This is a genomic window from Photorhabdus sp. RM96S, from assembly GCF_042879335.1.
GTDB classification, from domain to species: domain Bacteria; phylum Pseudomonadota; class Gammaproteobacteria; order Enterobacterales; family Enterobacteriaceae; genus Photorhabdus; species Photorhabdus kayaii.
The window spans coordinates 1-856 of sequence record NZ_JBHFKT010000137.1; the positions used below are offsets into that span (position 1 = coordinate 1).

Sequence of the window (856 nt, forward strand, 5' to 3'; positions counted from 1 at the left end):
TATACGCCGGTGACTTCCGCGCTAATTGCACGTGCATTAAGTCATGCTCCTCAACTGACCATAAACGCCTCAGAAGTAGAAGGGGAAGTCCCGGGGATTAAACTGGCGGATAAGCAAACTCGGATCACCTCGAAAAACAATCGCCCTATTATTCATATTGCGGCACCTAACGCCCGGGGTGTTTCACATAACCGTTATCAGGAGTTTAATGTTGGCACTCCGGGACTGGTATTGAATAACGCGACCCATGATACGCAGTCTCTACTGGCGGGGCAAATTGGCGCCAATCTTAACTTCAACGGTAAATCGGCCGAGCTGATTATTAATGAAGTGGTGGGTACCTTAACCTCAAATCTGCAAGGGCTGTTGGAAGTCGCAGGGCAAAAAGCCAATGTTTTCATTGTTAACCCGAACGGCATGACCTGTAATGGCTGTCGTTTTGTTAATACTCCGGCGGTCACCTTATCGACCGGTAAACCGGTGTTTGATAAAGACGGGGCGTTAGCGGCTCTGGAAGTGAGAAAAGGTACCATCACCTTGGGTGAAAAGGGACTGGACGCAACGGCGCAGGATGATGTCGATATTATCAGCCGGACCACTAAGCTTAACGGTAAACTACAGGCGAAAAACCTGACATTGACACAAGGCCCCAACCGGATTGATTTCAAACGCGGGACCCTTGTCCCCATCGCAGGGGAAGATTATAACCCTTGGAAAGCGATTGATACCGGGTCATTGGGGGGAATGTATGCCAATAAAATCCGTCTGGTGAGTACTGAGCCGGGTAAGGCTATCAACCTGACTAACCTGACGGCAACGCAAGGCGACATCAATGTGACCGCTGAGGGGCAGGTGA

General features: G+C 50.1%; 1 protein-coding gene. It reads left to right on the forward strand.

Translation table 11 applies throughout. From position 1 onward, the window contains the following. Window positions 1–856, forward strand: an 856-nt coding sequence (locus ACGF49_RS24625) for a filamentous hemagglutinin N-terminal domain-containing protein (protein WP_387493341.1), incomplete at both ends; no start/stop codon positions are given.